The sequence below is a fragment of the Streptomyces sp. CLV115 genome, assembly GCF_038448545.1.
Lineage (GTDB): Bacteria > Actinomycetota > Actinomycetes > Streptomycetales > Streptomycetaceae > Streptomyces > Streptomyces sanglieri.
The window spans coordinates 79,865-100,011 of the sequence record NZ_JBCEWQ010000015.1 but is presented as its reverse complement, the minus strand read 5'-3'; the positions used below and the strand labels follow the sequence as shown (position 1 = coordinate 100,011).

General features: G+C 70.3%; 17 protein-coding genes, 2 tRNA genes and 1 pseudogene. 12 read left to right on the top strand and 8 right to left on the bottom strand.

Translation table 11 applies throughout. The features are described 5' to 3' along the window. The 3 genes and pseudogenes from AADR41_RS08840 to AADR41_RS08830 all read left to right on the top strand — a co-directional run. Positions 1–902 (top strand): annotated as a pseudogene (locus tag AADR41_RS08840) (AIM24 family protein); the annotation flags it as partial. A gap of 11 nt (positions 903–913) precedes the next feature. After that, positions 914–1,594 (top strand): AIM24 family protein, encoded by a 681-nt coding sequence (locus AADR41_RS08835; protein WP_342280750.1) that lies wholly within the window; start codon positions 914–916, stop codon positions 1,592–1,594. A gap of 19 nt (positions 1,595–1,613) precedes the next feature. Continuing rightward, complete coding sequence (locus AADR41_RS08830) at positions 1,614–2,369, top strand: AIM24 family protein (protein ID WP_259928763.1); 756 nt, start codon at positions 1,614–1,616, stop codon at positions 2,367–2,369. An 82-nt stretch (positions 2,370–2,451) separates the two neighbouring features. Here AADR41_RS08830 and AADR41_RS08825 read toward each other — a convergent pair whose 3' ends face one another. Further along, positions 2,452–2,997 carry an NUDIX hydrolase gene (locus AADR41_RS08825; RefSeq protein WP_342280749.1) on the bottom strand — a complete coding sequence of 182 codons (546 nt, stop codon included), beginning with the start codon at positions 2,995–2,997 and terminating at the stop codon, positions 2,452–2,454. Beyond that, on the bottom strand, positions 2,994–4,454 hold the full coding sequence (locus tag AADR41_RS08820; protein ID WP_342280748.1) for a zinc-dependent metalloprotease: 1,461 nt from the start codon (positions 4,452–4,454) through the stop codon (positions 2,994–2,996). Before AADR41_RS08820 ends, AADR41_RS08825 begins: the two co-directional genes overlap by 4 nt. A 192-nt stretch (positions 4,455–4,646) precedes the next feature. Between AADR41_RS08820 and AADR41_RS08815 the strand changes: the two genes are divergently transcribed. The 4 genes from AADR41_RS08815 to AADR41_RS08800 all read left to right on the top strand — a co-directional run bounded on the left by AADR41_RS08815 (position 4,647) and on the right by AADR41_RS08800 (position 7,902). Further along, positions 4,647–5,789, top strand: a complete 1,143-nt coding sequence (locus AADR41_RS08815) for an SDR family oxidoreductase (protein ID WP_342280747.1) — start codon at positions 4,647–4,649, stop codon at positions 5,787–5,789. A 120-nt stretch (positions 5,790–5,909) separates the two neighbouring features. Continuing rightward, on the top strand, positions 5,910–6,371 hold the full coding sequence (locus AADR41_RS08810) for a molybdenum cofactor biosynthesis protein MoaE (protein ID WP_342280746.1): 462 nt from the start codon (positions 5,910–5,912) through the stop codon (positions 6,369–6,371). Positions 6,372–6,498: 127 nt separating this feature from the next. After that, entirely contained in the window at positions 6,499–6,669 is a 171-nt protein-coding gene (locus AADR41_RS08805; RefSeq protein ID WP_266912420.1) for a hypothetical protein, read from the top strand. A gap of 144 nt (positions 6,670–6,813) precedes the next feature. Next, entirely contained in the window at positions 6,814–7,902 is a 1,089-nt protein-coding gene (locus AADR41_RS08800; protein ID WP_342280745.1) for a YlbL family protein, read from the top strand. A 31-nt stretch (positions 7,903–7,933) separates the two neighbouring features. Here the strand turns inward: AADR41_RS08800 and AADR41_RS08795 are convergent, their stop codons facing one another. Then, positions 7,934–8,503 (bottom strand): PPA1309 family protein, encoded by a 570-nt coding sequence (locus tag AADR41_RS08795; RefSeq protein ID WP_342280744.1) that lies wholly within the window; start codon positions 8,501–8,503, stop codon positions 7,934–7,936. 128 nt (positions 8,504–8,631) lie between these two features. Between AADR41_RS08795 and AADR41_RS08790 the strand changes: the two genes are divergently transcribed. From AADR41_RS08790 to AADR41_RS08775, 4 genes are all read left to right on the top strand, one after another. Next, positions 8,632–11,637, top strand: a complete 3,006-nt coding sequence (locus AADR41_RS08790) for a UPF0182 family protein (RefSeq protein ID WP_342280753.1) — start codon at positions 8,632–8,634, stop codon at positions 11,635–11,637. Between the two features lie 52 nt (positions 11,638–11,689). Further along, a tRNA-Met gene (locus AADR41_RS08785) sits at positions 11,690–11,763 on the top strand. A 213-nt stretch (positions 11,764–11,976) separates the two neighbouring features. After that, a complete protein-coding gene (locus AADR41_RS08780; protein ID WP_446750999.1) occupies positions 11,977–14,097 on the top strand; it encodes a tetratricopeptide repeat protein in 2,121 nt (706 codons plus the stop codon). Positions 14,098–14,210: 113 nt separating this feature from the next. Then, positions 14,211–14,284: transfer RNA gene (locus AADR41_RS08775), tRNA-Met, on the top strand. Positions 14,285–14,365: 81 nt separating this feature from the next. On the opposite strand, the gene AADR41_RS08770 is transcribed toward AADR41_RS08775, so the two are convergent. The 4 genes from AADR41_RS08770 to AADR41_RS08755 all read right to left on the bottom strand — a co-directional run bounded on the left by AADR41_RS08770 (position 14,366) and on the right by AADR41_RS08755 (position 17,843). After that, on the bottom strand, positions 14,366–15,508 hold the full coding sequence (locus tag AADR41_RS08770) for an ABC transporter substrate-binding protein (protein ID WP_342280742.1): 1,143 nt from the start codon (positions 15,506–15,508) through the stop codon (positions 14,366–14,368). A 32-nt stretch (positions 15,509–15,540) separates the two neighbouring features. Then, positions 15,541–16,410, bottom strand: coding sequence for an ABC transporter permease (locus tag AADR41_RS08765; protein WP_342280741.1), 870 nt, complete (start codon positions 16,408–16,410; stop codon positions 15,541–15,543). Continuing rightward, positions 16,407–17,216, bottom strand: a complete 810-nt coding sequence (locus AADR41_RS08760; RefSeq protein ID WP_342280740.1) for an ABC transporter ATP-binding protein — start codon at positions 17,214–17,216, stop codon at positions 16,407–16,409. The genes AADR41_RS08765 and AADR41_RS08760 overlap by 4 nt, the downstream gene beginning before the upstream one ends. A gap of 207 nt (positions 17,217–17,423) precedes the next feature. Then, complete coding sequence (locus tag AADR41_RS08755; protein WP_342280739.1) at positions 17,424–17,843, bottom strand: Fur family transcriptional regulator; 420 nt, start codon at positions 17,841–17,843, stop codon at positions 17,424–17,426. A 161-nt stretch (positions 17,844–18,004) separates the two neighbouring features. Between AADR41_RS08755 and AADR41_RS08750 the strand changes: the two genes are divergently transcribed. Then, positions 18,005–19,456, top strand: coding sequence for a catalase (locus AADR41_RS08750; RefSeq protein WP_342280738.1), 1,452 nt, complete (start codon positions 18,005–18,007; stop codon positions 19,454–19,456). Positions 19,457–19,527: 71 nt separating this feature from the next. On the opposite strand, the gene AADR41_RS08745 is transcribed toward AADR41_RS08750, so the two are convergent. After that, positions 19,528–19,932 carry a CBS domain-containing protein gene (locus tag AADR41_RS08745; RefSeq protein ID WP_342280737.1) on the bottom strand — a complete coding sequence of 135 codons (405 nt, stop codon included), beginning with the start codon at positions 19,930–19,932 and terminating at the stop codon, positions 19,528–19,530. Between the last annotated feature and the right edge of the window lie 215 nt (positions 19,933–20,147).

Here is a 20,147-nt window from a genome sequence, read left to right as displayed (position 1 = left end):
GTGCCGCCCACGCCGCAGCAGCAGATGCACGCCGCGCCGACGATGGCCGCGCCGCTGGCGCCGCAGGGCGGCACGGTGCCGCCGCCCCGTACGGCCAGCAGCCTCCCGGCCCGTACGGTCAGCAGGCCCCGGCTCCGTACGGTCAGCAGCCCCCCGGCATGCAGCCCCCCGGTATGCAGCCGCCGGGGATGCAGCCGCCCGGTGTGCCCCAGGGCGTGCCGCAAGGCGTTCCGCAGGCCGGTGCCGGTCTCCAGGCGGCGCTCCAGCCGTACAAGGAGACGCCCACCGGTCAGCGCTGGACCCCGCAGAACCAGCAGCTCATGCGCGTCGACCTCACCATGGGTGGTACGCCGGTGCTCGCCCGCCAGGGCAGCATGGTGATGTACCAGGGCAAGGTCGACTTCGGGTACAAGGGCGCCGGTTTCGCCGGCCGCATCGTCGGCAACGCCACCGGCCAGGAAATGCAGCTGATGCGCTGCAGCGGCCGCGGACAGGTCTTCCTCGCCGAGGACGGTTCCCATCTGCACGCCATCGAGCTCCAGGGCGACGGCATCTGCGTCTCGGCGGAGAACGTCCTCGCCTTCGACGAGTCGTTGCAGCACGAGGTCCGCCGGATCGAGGGCCACGGCATCCCCGGCGGGGCCCTGTTCACCATGCAGTTCCAGGGCACCGGCACGGTCGTCGTCAAGACCCACGGCGTCCCCGTCGTCCTGCCGGTCACGCCGACCACCTTCGCCGACTGCAACGCCGTCGTGGCCTGGTCGGCCGCGTCCCAGGTGATCATCTCCAGCCAGGTCCGGCTGCGCCGCAACGCGTACCCGGGACACAGCGGGGAGACCGTGAACCTCCAGTTCCGGGGCGCTCCCGGCAACTTCATCGTCGTCCAGCCCTACGAGGTCTGAGGGAGCCCGTCATGAACCAGCAGCTCGCGGGCTACGCCCCGACCCCCGTCACGGCCCGTATGGAGAACCACGGCCACACGATGCTCAAGGTCGCCATGGCCACCGGCCAGGACCTCTACGCACGTACCGGCTCGATGGTCGCGTACGAGGGCTTCATCCAGTACGAACCCAACCCGCCCGCCGTCCGGCAGATCGCCTCCCAGTGGATCACCGGCGAGGGCGCGCCGATCATGAAGTGCTCCGGCGACGGGCTGCTCTACCTCGCCGACTACGGCGCCGATGTGGTCGTCATCAACCTCAACAACGACTCCCTCTCGGTCAACGGCACCAATGTCCTGGCCTTCGACGGTCATCTCACCTGGGGCGTGGAACGCGTCAAGGGCCTCGCCAAGTTCGCCGGCCAGGGCCTGTGGAACGTCTGCATCTCGGGCACCGGCTGGGTCGCGATCACCTCGCGCGGCACGCCGATCGTCGTCGACTGCGGACGCGGCGAGGACGAGACCTACGTCGACCCGGACGCCCTCGTGGCGTGGTCCCCGAACCTCAAGGTGAAGGGCAAGCGCAGCTTCAAGGCCTCCTCGCTCATCGGGCGGGGCAGCGGCGAGGCGTACCAGATGGCGTTCTCCGGCCAGGGCATCGTCGTCGTACAGCCGAGCGAGGACAGTACCGACCGCCTGCGCGTCCGGAACTGACGGGGGAGGAGAACACACCATGCAGAGTCCGCTCTTCAGCTACACCGAACAGCAGTCCCAGGACCGGTACACCGTCCAGAACCCGCAGCTCCTGCGGGTCTCGCTGACGGGCCACGACGACGTCCTCGCCCGCAAGGGCGCCATGGTCGCGTACCAGGGGCTGATGGAGTTCGACGGCGAGTACCAGTCGCACGGACAGCGCCGCGCCCGCGCGAGCACCGGTGAGGGCCTCGACCTGATGCGCTGCTCGGGGCAGGGCACCGTCTACCTCGCCAACCTCGCGCAGTACATCCACGTCGTGGACGTCGACCACGACGGGATCACGGTGGACAGCGCCTATGTACTGGCACTGGACTCCTCGCTGCACACCGAGGTCATCGCGGTGGACAGCCAGTACGGCATCTCGGGCACCGGGAAGTACCAGCTCAACATCTCCGGCACCGGCAAGGTCGCCCTGATGACCTCCGGCCAGCCGCTGATGATGCAGGTCACGCCCGACAAGTACGTCAACGCCGACGCCGACGCGATCGTCGCCTGGTCCAGCTCGCTGCGGGTGCAGATGCAGGCCCAGACGCACTCCTCGGGCGTCTGGCGGCGGCGCGGGAACACCGGCGAGGGCTGGGAGCTCAGCTTCCTCGGCCAGGGCTTCGCCCTCGTGCAGCCGAGCGAGGTGCTGCCCCCGCAGAACCACGAGATCGGCCAGGGCGTCCGCGCCCAGTTCGGCATGGGCCAGCAGGGCGCCCACGGTCAGAACCAGAACAACTCCTGGAACTGAACCACCGCGCACCGGCAGGCGAACACGGGTGAGGGGCGGTCTCCGGGGAGCCCGCCCCTCACCCGTGTTCGCAGGGAGGTTCCTACCGGCGCCGGTCCAGCTCGGCACGGGTTTGCTCCATCAGCCGTACGACCGAGGCGTCGGCCACCGAGGCGACCTCGTCGTAGGCGAACCAGCGCAGGTCCAGCGACTCCTCGCTGATCTGCTCCGTGGCCCCGGAGGGTGCCAGCGCCGCGTACTGCACGTCCAGGTGCCAGTGGCAGGGCGCGGGGATCGGGTGGCGGTCCAGCCTCACCGGGCCGCCACCGAGCAGGGTCAGGCCGGTTATGCCGGACTCCTCGGTCGCCTCCCGCAGCGCCGCGTCGGCGACCGACGCGTCCTGGGGCTCGCAGTGACCGCCCATCTGGAGCCACATCCGAAGCTTGCGGTGCAGGGTGAGCAGCACCCGGCCGCGCTCCGGGTCGACGACCAGCGCGCTGGCCGTCAGATGGCCGGCCCCGCAGGCCTTCCACATGCCGTCGGGGTGCTGTGCCAGATGGTCGAGGTAGCCCTGGCGCAGCTCACTCTGGGCGGGGTCCGGGCTCTCGTACCCCTTCAGGACGAGAACGGCGTCGTCGTACAGGCTCACCGGTCGCTGTCGCCCTTGCCGTCGTCCTTGCGGTCCTCGGTCTCCGCGCTGTCGGCCGGGCCCTTGCCGTCCGCGTCCGCGGCGGGCTTCTGCGGGCCCTTCGCGGCCTCGCCGAGCATCTTGTCCAGCTCGGAGAAGTCCAGCTGCTCGTGGTGCACGAAGCCGTCCGGATCGTCCAGGTCCTGGGCCGTGGGCAGCATGTCGGGGTGCTCCCACAGGGCGTCGCGCCCGTCCAGACCGCGCGCGTCGGTGAGCGAGGCCCACAGGCGCGAGGCGTCACGCAGCCGCCGCGGGCGCAGCTGGAGGCCGATGAGCGTGGCGAAGGTCTGCTCGGCGGGACCGCCGGAGGCGCGGCGCCTGCGCATCGTCTCGCGCAGCGCGTCCGCCGAGGTCAGACGGGACTTCGCGGCCTCGTGCACCACGGCGTCCACCCAGCCCTCGACCAGCGCGAGAGCCGTCTCCAGCCGGGCCAGGGCGGCCTTCTGCTCCGGGGTGTCCTCCGGCTGGAACATGCCCTGCTGAAGGGCGTCCTGGAGCTGCTCGGGCTGCGACGGGTCGAACTGGCCGACCACGTCCTCCAGCTTGCTGGTGTCGACCTTGATGCCGCGCGCGTAGCCCTCGACGGCACCGAACAGATGCGAGCGCAGCCACGGAACGTGGGCGAAGAGACGCTGGTGCGCGGCCTCGCGCAGCGCGAGGTACAGCCGCACCTCGTCCTGCGGCACGCTGAGGTCCTTGCCGAACCGCTCCACGTTCAGCGGCAGCAGCGCGGCCTTGCCCGCCGGGCCCAGCGGCAGGCCGATGTCGGTGGAACCGACCACCTCGCCCGCCAGCACCCCGACGGCCTGCCCGATCTGCTGGCCGAACATGGCGCCGCCCATCGACCGCATCATGCCGATCAGCGGGCCGGCCATGGCCTGCATCTCCTCGGGCAGCACATCGCCCATCGCGAGACCGACGCGCTCCGCCACCGGGTCGACCAGCTTCTGCCAGGCGGGAAGGGACGCCTCGACCCACTCCGCACGGCTCCACGCCACGGTCGAGACCGAACCGGAGGGCAGCGACGTCACGCCGTCCAGCCAGAGATCGGCCAGGCGCAGCGCCTCGTCCACCGCGGACCGCTCGGACGGGCCGACGCTGGCGTCCTTCGTGCCGTCCGGCGTGCCCTGCGAGACCGTCTGGCGGGCGATCTGCTTGGCCATGTCCCAGTTCACGGGACCGCCCTCGTAGCTCAGCATCTGGCCGAGCTGCTGGAAGGCGGCGCCCAGGTCATTGGGGTTCATCGTGCCGAACATCGCCGCGAACGGGTTGTCCCCGCCCGCGCCGGGCCCGAAGCCGAACGGGTTCGCAGGCCCGCCCGAACCCTGCCCACCTCCGGTGGGGTCCTTCTTCTTGCCCTCGTCGCCGTTCTCCGGCTCCTCCGGCGGAAGGCCGAATCCGAATGGGGTGTCACTCACGGGTTTCCTCGGCTCGTAGGGCCGTCGGCTCGAACCGACGGCGACTGCCCGACATCACCATCCAGCGTAGACACCAAAAGTCCGCTCAGGGCCTCAGTGCTCCGCCGGCTCCCGGCCTGCGGCAGGATGGACGCCACCTGGTACGCACGCGTCATTCGGGTACGTACTGAAGACAACCGCTGGAGACGCCCGGTGAGTTCCCCAGATCCTCAGGTTCGCGCAGCGCGAAACCTGTCCGCCCCCTCGACCGAGAACAAAACAGAAAAGAACCGCTCCAAGAACCGTGGCCCGGTCGTCGCGGTCACCGGTGCGGCAGGGGGCGTGGGCGAGCTGCTCACCGCACGCCTCGCGGCATCCGAGGAGATCAAGCAGGTCATCGCCATCGACGAACGCCGAGGAGAGGTCTCCGAGGCGACCTGGCACATCCTCGACGTACGCGACCCCGCCATCGCGGAGAAACTGCGCGGCGCAGATGTCGTGGTGCATCTCGCGCTCGATCTCGACCTGGAGACCGACCCCGCCGCCCGCACCGCCTACAACGTGCGCGGCACCCAGACGGTGCTGACGGCCGCCGCGGCCGTCGGCGTCCACCGGGTGGTGCTCTGCACATCGGCGATGGTCTACGGGGCGCTGCCCGACAACGACGTGCCGCTCGCCGAGGACGCCGAGCTGCGCGCCACCGCGGAGGCCACCGGTGTCGGCGACCTCCTGGAGATCGAGCGGCTCGGCCGCCGCGCGCCCCGCGCCCACCCCGGACTCAACGTGACCGTGGTCCGGCCCACCGTGCTGGTCGGCGGTACGGACACCGCGCTGACCCGCTACTTCGAGTCGCCGCGCCTCCTGGTCGTCGCCGGATCGCGTCCGACCTGGCAGTTCTGCCACGTCGACGACCTGGTCACGGCCCTGGAGTACGCCGCGCTGGAGAAGATCGACGGCGAGTTCGCGGTCGGCTGCGACGGCTGGCTGGAGCAGGAGGAGGTCGAGGAGCTCAGCGGCGTACGGCGGATGGAGCTGCCCTCCGCGGTGGCCCTGGGCGCCGCCGCCAGGCTGCACCGGATCGGCCTCACCCCGTCCCCGGCGGGTGATCTGGCCTACACGATGCACCCCTGGGTGGTCAGCGTGAGCCGGCTGCACGACGTGGGCTGGCGCCCGGCCTGGACCAACGAGGAGGTGCTCGCCGCGCTCCTCGAAGAGGTCGAGGGCAGGCACACCGTCGCCGGACGCCGTCTCGGCCGCAAGGACGCCACCGCGGCCGGTGCCGCCGGAGCGACCGTGGCGCTGCTGGGCACCGCCGCCCTGGTCCGCCGCGCCCGCAAGGCCCGCCGCCGCATCTGAGGGCCGACCGGCGGGGACCGCCCGAGCGGGAGCTTCCGTAGAAGGCTCCAAGGCCAGGGGCGGCCCGCCGGTGGAAAACGCTATTCCGCCTTGTCGGCGCCGTGCGGCACCATGGGCCTCATGGCTCCCACCTTTGACCACCCCGGCGAGCGGGCGGCGGGCGACCCCGTCCGGCTGCTGGAGATTCGCGACACCCCGCTCTCCGTCGACGAGGTCTTCCGGGCCGTCGGGGACGACGCGGCGGGCGGCACGGCGCTCTTCGTCGGTACGGTGCGCAACCACGACGCAGGGCAGGACGTCGGCGCGCTCGGGTACTCCTGCCATCCCTCGGCGCAGGACGAGATGCGCCGGGTGGCCGAGAAGGTCGTCGCGAATTTCCCGGTCCGGGCGCTGGCCGCCGTCCACCGGGTGGGTGACCTCCAAGTGGGCGATCTCGCGGTGATCGTCGCCGTCTCCTGCCCGCACCGCGCCGAGGCGTTCGCGGCCTGCCGGAAGCTCATCGACGACCTCAAGCACGAGGTCCCGATCTGGAAGCACCAGCGCTTCTCGGACGGTACCGAGGAATGGGTCGGCGCCTGCTGAGCACAAGCGGGCCGGTAGGCCGTCCGGTCCGATTTGCGTAACCCCACCCCTGCCGTGAGCGTTGGTTGTCCAGACGGTTAATCTGCTGATCGGTCAGTTGCGGTCGCTCATGGGTAGGGAGGTCGTAATGGCAGCACTTGCCTGGTTGCTGATTCCGCTTTTCGCTGCGTTCGGTGCCGCGATATGGGGAAGCTGGGCCACCCGCAATCGAACGACCGGCGATGTCTCCGAGCTCGCCGGCTATGCCAGGTTCCGCGAGGCGATGGAGAAGCCGCACTCCGGTTCCGACGTCGTCTGAACGTTTGCTCGCGCGTACGCAGTCGCCGACCCGCATCGCGGCCCCGGCTGCCGGCGCCCTCCGGCACAGCCCGCGCCCGGTTCCCCGCCTCGTACGGACCGGCCCCGGCGGTGCACTGACAGACCCTTCCCGTACTGTCGTTCCATGCCACGCCGCACCGCGACGATGCTCGCCTCCACACTGGTCCTCATCGCGCTGCTCTGCGCAGGCGTGCTGATCAAGGTGCCGTATTCGGAGATGTCTCCCGGGCCGACCGTGAACACCCTCGGCGAGGTCGGCGGCGAACCCGTCCTGCAGATTTCCGGGCACAAGACGTACCCGACCTCCGGCAACCTCAACATGACGACGGTCAGGGTCACCGGTGCCGACTACAGCATGAATCTCGTCGAGTCCGTCTACGGCTGGCTGGCCCACGACAGCCTGGTCGTGCCGCACGACACCCTCTACCCGGACGGCAAGACCGAGCAGCAGTCGACGCAGGAGAACGCCGAGGAGTTCAGCCAGTCCCAGGAGAGCGCCAAGGTCGCCGCGCTTACCGAGCTGAAGATCCCGGTGACCTCGCGCGTCGTGGTCTCCACGGTCGTCAAGGACAGCCCCGCCCAGGGCAAGCTGCACGCCGGCGACGTGATCAAGCAGGTCGACGGCTCGCCCGTCGAGCAGCCCGAGGACGTCGCGAAGCTCGTCACCCGCCGCGACCCGGGCCAGAAGGTCACCTTCACGGTCGTCCCGGCCAAGACAGCGGAGGCCGCCGAGAAGGCGGGCAAGGAGCCCGAAGGCAGCCGGAAGATCGTCATCACCACGGCGAAGGCGCCCAAGGAGGACCGTGCGATCGTCGGGATCCAGGCCGGGACGGACCACACGTTCCCGTTCCGGATCGACATCAAGCTCGCCGATGTCGGCGGCCCGAGCGCCGGTCTGATGTTCTCGCTGGGCATCATCGACAAGCTGACCCCGGGCAAGCTCACGGGCGGCAAGTTCATCGCGGGCACCGGCACGATCGACGACAAGGGCAAGGTCGGCCCGATCGGCGGCATCAACATGAAGCTGGTCGGCGCGCGCAACGCGGGCGCCAGGTACTTCCTGACGCCGGACGAGAACTGCGGGGCCGCAGCCTCCGACACCCCGAGCGGACTCACGCTGGTGCGGGTGAAGACGATCGACGACGCCAAGAAGTCGCTGGAGAAGATCAAGGCGGGGGACACGGCCGGGCTGCCGAGCTGCTCGGCAGGCTGACCGCGCCCCCTGCGGGGGAGACGCCGGGAGGTCAGGCCTCGAAGGTCGCGGCCAGCGCGTCGGCCAGACCGGGCACCAGACCGGCGCCGGTCCGCACCTCGCTCGGGGTGTCCTTCGCGCGCAGCCGTACGGCCGACTCACGCGTACCGTCCCGGAGGACCGCCACGGTCATCCGCACCTCCTGGCGCTCCGGGTGCTTGGCGACCCACTTGGTCAGCTGGGCGTCGCTGAGCCCCTCGGGCACGGAGGCCTCGGCGGACGGCGGCAGCATCAGCCGCTCCACCGTCATCGCGCATCCGATCACCGCGTCGGGCCAGGCGATCGTGGCGAGGAACTCGTCCAGGGCGGTGCCCGGCGGCAGCTCGTCCTGCTCGATGGGGGTCAGGGCGGCAGCCGGGGATTCGGAGCTGTCCAGGCCGAGCTGGGCGGCGAGACCGGGCTCCTGGACCCGCAGCTTGGCGGTGTCGACCAGGGCGAAGAGCCGGGCCGGCTGGTCCCAGCCGAGGCCGGAGATGTACTCGTCGATTTCCAGCACGGCGACGGTGAGCGGACTGGCGGCCATCGGGGGGCCTGAGGGGGAAACGTTGGACATGGCCAACATCCTGCCTCCTTCCGCCCCGGTAACGGGAACTAGGTAAAGCCTCAGTAAGTTGCATAGGTGGGCTCTACGATCGCTGGGCCCGCTCCACACGACCCGCGAACTTCGAGGTGCGCACGTTGGCTTTCCAGATGCCGGACCGCGGCGGAGGCCCGACCGGGCCACGGATCAGAGTCGGCCGCCCGTCCCGGCGTGCCCGTACCCTGCTCATGACATTGGGCGTCCTGGCGGTTCTCGCCATGGCGTTCGTCATGTTCGCCGGGTTCTGGACTGACTGGCTGTGGTACCGGTCGGTCGCGTATTCATCCGTCTTCACCACCACCCTGTGGACCAAGATCGGGCTGTTCCTCGTCTTCGGACTGCTGATGGCCGTCGCCGTCGGCCTGAACATCTGGCTCGCGCACCGGCTCCGGCCGCCGCTGAGCGCGATGTCGCTGGAACAGCAGAGCCTGGACCGCTACCGGATGAGCCTCGCCCCGCACAAGAAGTGGGTGCTGCTCGCGATCACCGCGCTCGTCGGTCTGATCGCCGGAGCATCCGCCTCCGGCCAGTGGCGTACCTGGCTGATGTATGTGAACGGCGTGGCGTTCGGGCAGAAGGACCCCCAGTTCCACCTGGACGTGTCCTTCTACGCCTTCGATCTGCCCTGGTACCGCTTCCTGCTGGGCTTCGGCTTCGCGGCCACGGTGCTCTCGCTGATCGCCGCCGCGATGACCCACTACCTGTACGGCGGGCTGCGCATCACCAGCCCCGGAGCGCGCGCGACGGGCGCGGCCACCGGACATCTTTCGGTGCTGCTCGGCGTCTTCGTCTCGCTGAAGGCCGTGGCCTACTGGCTCGACCGGTACGGCCTGGCCGTGAAGTCCAGCGACTTCAAGGCCACGGACAACTGGACGGGCCTGCGGTACGTCGACGCCAACGCCTACCTGCCGGCGAAGACCATCCTGTTCTGCATCGCCGCGATCTGCGCCGTGCTGTTCTTCGCGACGCTCTGGCGCCGCACCTGGCAGCTCCCGGTCATCGGCTTCGGCCTGATGGTGCTCTCGGCGATCCTGATCGGCGGGCTGTACCCCGCGATCGTGCAGAAGTTCCAGGTCCAGCCGAACGAGCAGGCCAAGGAAGCCCCGTTCATCCGGAAGAACATCGAAGCGACGCGCGAGGCGTACGACATCGACGACGCCAAGGTCGACGACTACTCCGGCAAGAGCACGACGGACGACGACACCAAGCTGCGCGCCAGCGCGAACGACGCCGCCAGCTACCGGGTGATGGACCCCAACGTCGTCTCCCCGGCCTTCCAGCAGCTCCAGCAGAAGAGGAACTACTACCAGTTCCCCAAGACGCTGGATGTCGACCGCTACAAGGACGCCGCAGGCAAGGACCAGGACACGGTCATCGGTCTGCGCGAGCTCAACCTCGAAGGCATCCCCAAGCGCAACTGGATCAACGACCACTTCACCTACACCCACGGCTACGGCGCCATCGCGGCCCGGGGCACGACGACGGGCAAGAACCCGAAGGGTTCCCCGGACTTCACCGAGTCCGGGCTGCCGACCTCGGGTGAGTTCCCCGAGTACGAGCAGCAGATCTACTACGGCGAGAAGACCGAGCAGTACTCCATCGTCGGCGGGCCCCAGAAGGAGCTCGACTACGAGGAGGACGGCGAGAAGACCACCAGCTACAAGGGCGACAGCGGGGTCAGTCTCTCCAACGCGTTCAACCGCGCCGCGTACGCGGTCTCGTTCAGCGAGCCGCAGATCCTCTACTCGGGAGCCATCGGCGAGGGCTCGCGGATTCTCTACAACCGCACGCCCAAGGAGCGCGTCGAGGCGGTCGCCCCGTGGCTGACCATCGACGGCGACGCCTACCCGGCCGTGGTGAACGGCCGTATCCAGTGGGTCGTCGACGCGTACACCACCACCAACGGCTACCCGTACGCCTCCCGTACGACGCTCGGTGACACCACGGCCGACTCGCTGACCACCAACCAGCGTGCGGTCGTCGCCCAGCAGAACCAGGTCAACTACATCCGCAACTCGGTGAAGGCCACCGTCGACGCCTACGACGGCAAGGTCAAGCTCTACGAGTGGGACACCGAGGACCCGGTCCTCAAGACCTGGCGCAAGGCGTTCCCGGGGACGGTGGAGCCCAAGGCGGACATCCCGAAGCAGCTCATGGACCACCTGCGCTACCCGCAGGACCTGTTCAAGGTGCAGCGCGAACTGCTGACCCGCTACCACGTCAAGAACCCCGCGCAGTTCTACAGCGGCAGTGACGCGTGGCAGGTCCCGGACGACCCGACCAACAAGGAGTCCGGCGCCGTCCCGCCGTACTACCTGAGCATAAAGATGCCGGACCAGGACGCTCAGAAGTTCTCGCTGACGACGACCTTCACCCCGAAGGGGCGGCCCGACCTCGGGGCGTTCATGGCGGTGGACGCCGATGCGGCCAGCAAGGACTACGGCACGATAAGGCTGCTGAGAGTCACCACCACGGTGAAGGGCCCGGGACAGGTACAGAGTGAGCTCAACGGCAACGACGACGTCGCCGAGTTCGTGAGAAACCTGAAGGGGACCGACTCCGACATCGAGTACGGCAATCTTCTGACCGTGCCGCTGGAGGGGGGCTTCCTCTACATCGAGCCGGTGTACACGCGCGGTGGCACGCAGAACTATCCGCTGCTGCGCAAGGTCGCCGCCTCGTACGGGTCGAAGACCGTCTTCGAGAACAGTCTCGGGGAGGCGCTCAACGCGGTCTTCGGGGTGACGGACTCCGGCACCACCCAGCCGCCGGACACCACCAGGCCACCGGGCACCACCCAGCCGCCGGCCACCGGTGACGCGGCGCTGAAGAAGGCGATCGCGGACGCGCAGAAGGCCTACTCGGAGGGCGAGGCGGCCCTCAAGGAGCAGGACTGGGCCGCCTACGGCAAGGCCCAGGCGGACCTGCAGGACGCGCTCCAGCGTGCGGCGGCCGCCCAGCCGAAGCCGGGCAGCGAGAACAGCGCGAGCGGTTCGGACAAGGCGGACGGTGCCGACAAGGCGGGTGCCGACAAGGCCGACGGCGCAGACAAGGCCGGCGGTGCCGACAGCGCCGACAAGACGGACAAGCCGGCCGGCGCCGACAGCGGTGGCTGAGTAACCCGGTAAAGGCTCCACCCCGCGTCGTGGTACGGTTTCACCACAACGACGCGGGGTGGAGCAGCTCGGTAGCTCGCTGGGCTCATAACCCAGAGGTCGCAGGTTCAAATCCTGTCCCCGCTACTGAAAGACCAAGGCCCGGATCCTTTCGAGGATCCGGGCCTTCGTCGTGTCACGGCGGCTTTCTTGTGCAGGGTGCGTGAAGTGCGGTTCGCGGGGCACGAGTTGGCTCCGGACGTGTTTGACTTATCTCTCTGTGGGCATGTCGACAAAACGCTGAAGTGACCTAACTGGCCGCGCTATACCAGGTGTACGCGGGTGGCAGGCGGTGCGACGATGGTATTTATGGGGGACAGGGCAACTCTGTTGGAGACAGGGCGGTTTGTGCAGCGTCGCGTTGATCGTCCGGACAACGCGATGAATGCGGCTTTTGGCGTTGCCGCCACCGAGAACAACGAGACCACTGACACATCTGAGACACCCGAGACGCCTGAGATCATCAAGGCGACCGAGACAGCCGAGACTGCGGGGTGTGCCGCGACCGTCGAGAGCACGGAGTTCACAGAGAGCACGGGAAGCGCCGGGGCCGAGCGGAGCACCGGGATCGTCGGGGCCGCGGAGGCTCCCGGGGGCACCGAGAGCCCGGAGAGCGCCGAGAGCGAGGCGCGTCACCGTCGCGCCGCCGACGCCGGGGACACCGCGTCGATGAGCGTTCTCGGCGCACTGCTGCTGCGCCGCGGCGACCTGGACGGCGCCGAACCCTATCTGCGGGGAGCCACCGCGGACGGCGACCGGGCCGCGGCCAACAACCTGGGTGTCCTGCTCCACCAGCGCGGATACACCGACGACGCGGCCGGCTGGTGGCGCATCGCCGCCGTCGCGGGGTCCGCCGCAGCCGCACACGCGCTGGGCCGCCACTACCGCGAGCGGGGCGACGAGCCCGGCGCCGAGTACTGGCTGAGGCAGTCCGCCGAGCAGGGCCACGCGCTGGGCGCGTACGCCCTGGCCGACCTGCTGGAGCACCGCAGCGACGTCGGCGCGGAGCGCTGGCTGCGCGCCGCCGCCGAGCAGGGGCACCGGGAGGCCGCGTACCGCCTCGCGCGCATGCTGGACCGCAACGCCGGCGACGACCCGCACGACGCCTTCGGCCGCCCGGGGCTGGGCCCCGGCGCGGGCGACCGCTCCGGGGGGAGCGGACGGCCCGTGGCGCGCAAGGACGACGGCCCGGTGGCGGGTCCGGCGACCGGGCGGGTGGGTGAGGCCGAGCAGTGGTACCGGCAGGCCGCCGCGCGCGGCCACCGGCGTGCCGCCCTGCACCTCGGCGCCATCCTCGAACAGCGCGGCGAGCCCAAGGAGGCCGGCCGCTGGTACCTCATCTCCGCGAAGGCGGGCGAGGCGCGCGCCGCCTGTGCGCTCGGCTTCCTGCTGCGTGACGCGGGCGACGAGGAGAGCGCCGCCGTGTGGTGGCTGCGTGCCGCCCAGGACGGCGACGGGAACGCCGCCAACGCCCTGGGCGCCCTGCACGCGGCCCGCGGCGAGCAGCAGACCGCCGAGCGCTGGTACCGCGCGGCCATGGACGCGGGCGACGTCAACGGCGCCTACAACCTCGGCCTGCTCTGCGCGGCCCAGGACCGTACGCCGCAGGCCGAGCAGTGGTACCGCCGGGCCGCGTACGCGGGCCACCGTGAGGCCGCCAACGCGCTGGCCGTGCTCCTGCTCCAGGCGGGCGACGCGACCGGCGCCGAGCCCTGGTTCTCCAAGGCGGCCGAGGCGGGCAGCGTGGACGCGGCGTTCAACCTCGGCATCCTGTACGCCGGGCGCGACGAGGACCGCATGGCGCTGGTCTGGTACGAGCGCGCCGCGGCGGCCGGGCACACCGAGGCCGCCCTCCAGGTCGGCATGGCCCTGCTGCACCACGGCGAGGAGCAGGAGGCGGAGCGCCATCTGCGCTGCGCGGCCGGCGGCGGCAGCGCCGAGGCGGCCTTCCGGCTGGCCGGAGTGCTGGACTCGCGGCAGCCGCCGCCCGGCCCCCCGGCGCTCGGCGAGCCGATGCCGGAGAAGACCGAGTGCGAGGAGTGGTACGAGCGGGCCGCCGAGCAGGGCCACCGCCGTGCCCAGGTCCGGGTCGGGATGCTCGCGGCAGCCCGGGGCGACGTGGACAGCGCCGCCCGCTGGTACCGCGAGGCCGCCGAGTCCGGCAGCCGCAACGGCGCCTTCAACCTCGGGCTGCTGCTCGCCCGGGAGGGCAGCGAGCGCGAGGCCGCCCTGTGGTGGAGCCGCGCGGCTAACGACGGGCACGGCCGCGCCGCCCTGCGCCTCGCGCTGCTGGCCGCCCGCCGCGGCGAGCTGGCCGAGGGACAGCGCTGGTGTGCGCGAGCGGTGGAGCTGGGCCCGGCGGAGGTCGCCGAACGGGCCGCCCGGCTGCGGGAGGCGCTGCACCAGGAGCTGACCGCGTAGGACACGAGCGGTCCGGGGCGTCGTACGAGCGGCGCCCCGGTGCCCGCCCCGTGGGGCGCCGGAACTGATTTGCGCTGGTCGGCAGTGGTGACGTACAGTTCTAACCACAACGACGCGGGGTGGAGCAGCTCGGTAGCTCGCTGGGCTCATAACCCAGAGGTCGCAGGTTCAAATCCTGTCCCCGCTACTGAAGACAGAAGGCCGGATCCTTTCGAGGATCCGGCCTTCTGTGCATGCGTCGGCCTTCCGCGCAGGCACTGTGCGCGAGTCAGAGCTTGTGGCCCACGGCCTCCGAATACATCGCCCGGTCCACGGCCTTCTCCTCCGGCACCGGGGCTCCCTTCGACACTCCCGAGTCGGCGTACGCCTCCTGCAGCCGGTCCGTCGTGCCCTTGCGTATCTCCCAGTCCATCCGCATCGACGGGGTCGACCGCAGCGTGGCCTCGTCGGTCTTCATCAGTTTCGCCAGCTCGGTCACGAAGCCGGGATCGGACTTGTAGTCGCCGGCGAAGTAGGTGTTCACCGTCCGGATGTAGGCGCGGAGGAAGGCGACGCCCGCGTCGGGATCCTTGTTCAGCAGAGTCGGGCCGAAGAGCAGGCCGCCGAGCGGTTCGCCGACGGGCTGGCCGCCCAGGAACGCGTACTTCTTGTCGCCGTCCACCTTGCGCCAGATCGGGTCGAGCAGCCAGGCCGAGTCCACGCCGCCGTTCTGCAGCGCGGTCAGCACGTCCGCGGAGCCGAGCTGCTGGAAGCTGATCCGGTCGAGGCCGCCGCCGTGCTTCTTCAGGGAGGTGTCCATCGGGTACGCGATGACCGAGCCCTTGCCGATCATGGTGCCCAGCTTCCGGCCCGCCATCTCTACGTGATCGGCGCTCTCGCCGTCCTTGAGGCGCACCCACAGGCCGCTCTTGGAGGTGGGGTCGGGGGAGAAGTTCCCCGCGACCCACTTGATGTCGAAGCCGCCGTTGACGCCGTTCATCACGGCTGCCTCGGGGGCCGCCCACTGGGCGTCCACGTCGCCCTTGGCGAGCAGCGGCAGGGCGTCCGGGGTGGGCAGCACCTTCAGCTCGACGTCCAGTCCCTCCTTCGCGAACTCGCCCTTCGCCACCGCGACCTGGAGCGGAGCGACGTACTCCGCGCTCAGGGTGCCGGTGGCCACGGTGATCTTCCGTTTCTCGGCCAGGGGCCGGGCCGCCGGGGCGCCCTTGTCGCAGCGGGCCGCCTTTCGGTCGGGGGCGAGGTCGGCCGGGTCGGTCCAGCTCCCGGCGCCGCAGCCCGCGACGGGCTTCACTACGCGCGGCGCGGCGGCGGTGGTGTCGCCGCCGGAGTCGTGCCCGGCGCAGCCCGCGGCGCCGAGCAGGGATGCCGTGACGAGCACGACGGTGCGGGTGATGCGGGTGTGGGTACGCACAGTGCCTCCGTACGAAGAGCGTGGGGAGCCGTTCAGGACCGACCGCGGCCGCGGTCGCGCGGTGCCCACGGCGTGAGCAGCCGTCCGGCGATCCGCACCACTTCGGAGAAGATGACACCGAGGACGGCCACGCACACGATGCCGACGAACATCACGTCGTTCTGGAACAGTGCCCGGGAGTCGAAGATCAGATGGCCGAGACCGTCGGCCGCGGCGATCTGCTCGGAGGCGACGATGACGAGCACCGCCACTCCCGCCGCGATCCGCGCCCCGACCAGTACCGCGGGCAGCGAGGCGGGCAGCAGGACATGGCGGAACATCTGCCAGGGCGAGGCGCCGAAGACCTGACCGGCGTCGCGGTGCCCGGCCGGGACGGCGAGCACGGCCGCCATGGTGGAGATCCAGACGAAGAAGAAGACGGTCGCGGCGACCAGGGCGATCTGCGGCCCTTCACCGAGGCCGAACATGTTGAGGAAGACGGGCAGCAGGGCCAGCTTCGGCACGACGTACAGGGCGTCGAGCAACGGTTCCAGAGCCGCCCGTACGAGGGAGAGCGAGCCCATCAGCAGCCCGAGCGCGTATCCCGCGACGGTGCCGATCGCATAGCCGCCGAGGACCCGCTTGAGCGTGGCCCACACGTCCGGCCACAGTTCACCGGCGCCCGCCCGGTCCAGGCCGTCCGCCAGGATGGTGGAGGGGGCGGGGTAGACCCGGGCGTCGATCCAGGACTGCGTGGCTGCCAGCTGCCAGAGCAGCACGAGGAGCAGCGGCACGGCGACGGCGAGCGTGATCTCCAGGGCGCGGCGCCTGCGGTGGGTGCGTGCCGGACGCAGCTCCTGCGGGCCCGGTCTGCGGATCAGAAGGCCCTCGTCGGGCTTCGGCGTGTTCACGGTGATGGTCATGCCGGGACCGCCTCCCGGTGCACCTCGCCACGCAGGAGCTCCCACAACTCGCTCTTCAGCGCGGTGAATTCGGGTGCCGACCGGACCGTGCCGGTGCGCGGCCGGCCGAACGGCGGCCGGCGCTCGGCGATGATCCGCCCCGGTCTGGCGGACATCACCAGCACCCTGTCCCCGAGCACGATCGCCTCTTCGAGGCTGTGGGTGATGAAGAGGGTGGTGGTACGGGTGGTCTGGGTGAGGTCGAGCAGCTCGTCCTGGAGGATGGTGCGCAGCTGGGCGTCGAGCGCCGCGAACGGCTCGTCCATCAGCAGGATCTCGGGTTCGACGGCGAGGGCGCGGGCGATCGCGACCCGTTGCCGCATTCCGCCGGAGAGGGCGGCCGGGTACGCCCCCGCGAAGTCGGAGAGTCCCATCCGGGCCAGCCAGTCGCGGGCCCTGGCGTCGGCCTCCTTGCGCGGTGTGCGCTGGATGTCGAGGCCGAACCGGACATTGGCGAGCACGGTCTTCCAGTCGTAGATGCCGTAGTCCTGGAAGATCATCGCCGCCGGACGGGGCGAGACCGTACGGATGGACAGCTCGCCGGAGCTGGGGCGGAGCAGCCCGGCGGCGATCCTCAGCAGTGTGGACTTGCCGCAGCCGGACGGGCCGACGACGCAGGTGAACTCGCCCGGCGCGACGGAGAGATCGAGCGGACCGAGGGCGGACAGGGCCTTGGCCCCGCGCCCGAACGAGCGGGTGAGCGCTTCGGCGTGGAGTTTGGGACGGGTGGCTGCGGTGGCGGGTGGGGTCGGGTGCGGATCTCCCACGGGTCTCTCCTCGGGCGTATCGAGGTGCGGATCCGCCGCGGGGCGGACGTGATCGCCGCAGACGATATGACTACCCGTCAGATTCGGGAAGGGGGTGCGCACATGCCGGTGGCGGGGAGGTGTGCCGCCCTTCGCGCGGGAGCATGCGAAAGGCCCCGGTGCGAATGACGCTCGCACCGGGGCCTTCGTCGTGAGGGGCGGCCCGGCTCAGCCCGTCGCCGCGCAGTTCGGGCAGATGCCGCGGTAGGTCACCTCGACGCCGGAGACCGTGAAGCCGAAGCGCTCGTCGCTCGGCAGGTCCGCCATCGGATCGCCGGCCGGGTGCACGTCGCGGATCGTGCCGCAGCTCGCGCAGACCAGGTGGTGGTGGGGCCGGTGCGCGTTCGGGTCGTACCGCTTGGCGCGGCGGTCCGTGGAGACCTCGATGACCTCGCCGAGCGTCACCATCTCGCCGAGCGTGTTGTAGACGGTGGCGCGGGAGATCTCGGGCAGCCTGGCCACGGCCCGGGCGTGGACCTCGTCGGCCGTCAGGTGCACATGGTCCCCGTCGAGGACCTCGGCCACGACGCGCCGCTGCGCAGTCATGCGCCAGCCGCGTCCGCGAAGTCGTTCCAACAGGTCGCTCATGGAAACAAGCCTAACAGTGGTGGGACCAGGTCCCGAACGGGTGTGACTTTGGATGTTCGCTTGACTTGGACTAAGTCCATTGTAGGATCGGAACCGGCATACGCCAAGGGACAGGCTGTGCAGTTCGAGACGAATGTGCAGGAACGACGCAGGAGGCGCACGTGACGCAGGGACCGCTCACCACGGAGGCCGGCGCGCCGGTCGCCGACAACCAGAACAGCCAGACCGCGGGCGTCGGCGGTCCCGTCCTGGTGCAGGACCAGTCGCTGCTGGAGAAGCTCGCGCACTTCAACCGTGAGCGCATTCCGGAGCGCATCGTGCACGCCCGCGGCGCCGGCGCGTACGGCACGTTCACGCTGACCCGTGACGTCTCGCAGTGGACCCGGGCCAAGTTCCTCTCCGAGGTCGGCAAGCAGACCGAGACCTTCCTGCGCTTCTCGACCGTCGCGGGCAACCTCGGCTCGGCCGACGCGGTGCGCGACCCCCGCGGTTTCGCGCTGAAGTTCTACACCGAAGAGGGCAACTACGACCTCGTCGGCAACAACACCCCGGTGTTCTTCATCAAGGACGCCATCAAGTTCCCCGACTTCATCCACACCCAGAAGCGCGACCCGTACACCGGCTCGCAGGAGGCGGACAACGTCTGGGACTTCTGGGGTCTGTCGCCCGAGTCCACCCACCAGGTGACCTGGCTCTTCGGCGACCGGGGCATCCCGGCCACGCTGCGCCACATGAACGGGTACGGCTCGCACACGTTCCAGTGGAACAATGAGGCCGGCGAGGTCTTCTGGGTCAAGTACCACTTCAAGACCGACCAGGGCATCAAGAACCTCACCCAGGACGAGGCCAACAAGCTCGCCGGTGAGGACCCGGACAGCCACCAGCGCGATCTGCGCGAGGCGATCGAGCGCGGCGACTTCCCGTCCTGGACGGTGCAGGTCCAGATCATGCCGGCGGCCGAGGCGGCCACGTACCGCTTCAACCCGTTCGACCTCACCAAGGTGTGGCCGCACGAGGACTACCCGCCGATCGAGATCGGGAAGCTGGAGCTCAACCGGAACCCGGAGAACATCTTCGCGGAGACCGAGCAGTCGATCTTCAGCCCCGCGCACTTCGTGCCGGGCATCGGCCCGTCCCCCGACAAGATGCTCCAGGGCCGTCTCTTCGCGTACGGCGACGCCCACCGCTACCGCGTCGGCATCAACGCCGACCACCTGCCGGTGAACCGCCCGCACGCCACCGAGGCGCGTACCAACAGCCGGGACGGCTACCTGTACGACGGCCGCCACAAGGGTGCGAAGAACTACGAGCCGAACAGCTTCGGCGGTCCGGCCCAGACCGACCGCCCGCTGTGGGAGCCCACCACCGTCACCGGCGAGGTCGCCACGCACGTGGCCCCGAGCCACGCCGAGGACAACGACTTCGTGCAGGCCGGAAACCTGTACCGGCTCTACTCCGAGGACGAGAAGGCCCGGCTGATCGACAACCTCGCCGGGTTCATCGCCAAGGTCTCGCGCGACGACATCGCCGAGCGCGCGATCAACAACTTCCGCCAGGCGGACGGCGACTTCGGCAAGCGTCTGGAGGCCGCGGTCCAGGCCCTTCGCGGCTGATCCGGGCGGCTGCCGTCGGCGGTGGGCCGGCCTCCCCGGAGGAGAGACCGGCCCACCGGTCGTTCGGGGGCTCAGCCGATGAGCTCGGCGCGGTGGCGGCGCCGGGTGGGCGCCCAGCAGCGCAGGATGTCGCGGACGGAGACGATGCCCACGGGGCCGTGGCCGTCCAGCACGATCAGATGCCGGAACCCGCCGTGTGTCATGGCCACCGCGGCCTCTTCCAGGGTCCAGGTGGGCGCGGCGAAGACCACATCGGTGGTGGTGTGGCCGGCGACGGTCTCGACGTCCGGATCCTGTCCGGAGCCGACCGCGTCGAGTATGTCGCGTTCGGTGAGGATGCCGAGCCCGCTGTGGTCCTGGTCGAGTACGACCGCGGCCCCGACATGGCGGACCGACATCAGCCGGGCGGCCTGGCGGAGCGTATGGGCGGGCCCGATGGTGAGGACCAGCGTGCTCATGGCGTCACGGACGAGCATGAAGGGAGCCACCTCCTTGGTGAAACGACTGCGTGAGCCGATTCACAAATTCACAAGCGGGGGGACTCTCAGAGTTGCACCGATACGGGGACGGAACAAGGGGGGACGAAGCTCCCCCGGAGGCGCGACAGCGCGCAACGCCCCCGGGGGACACGATCCCGGCGTGCGAGCCGGTTCATCGGCGCCGGTTCAGCAACGCAGGTTCAATGGCGCGG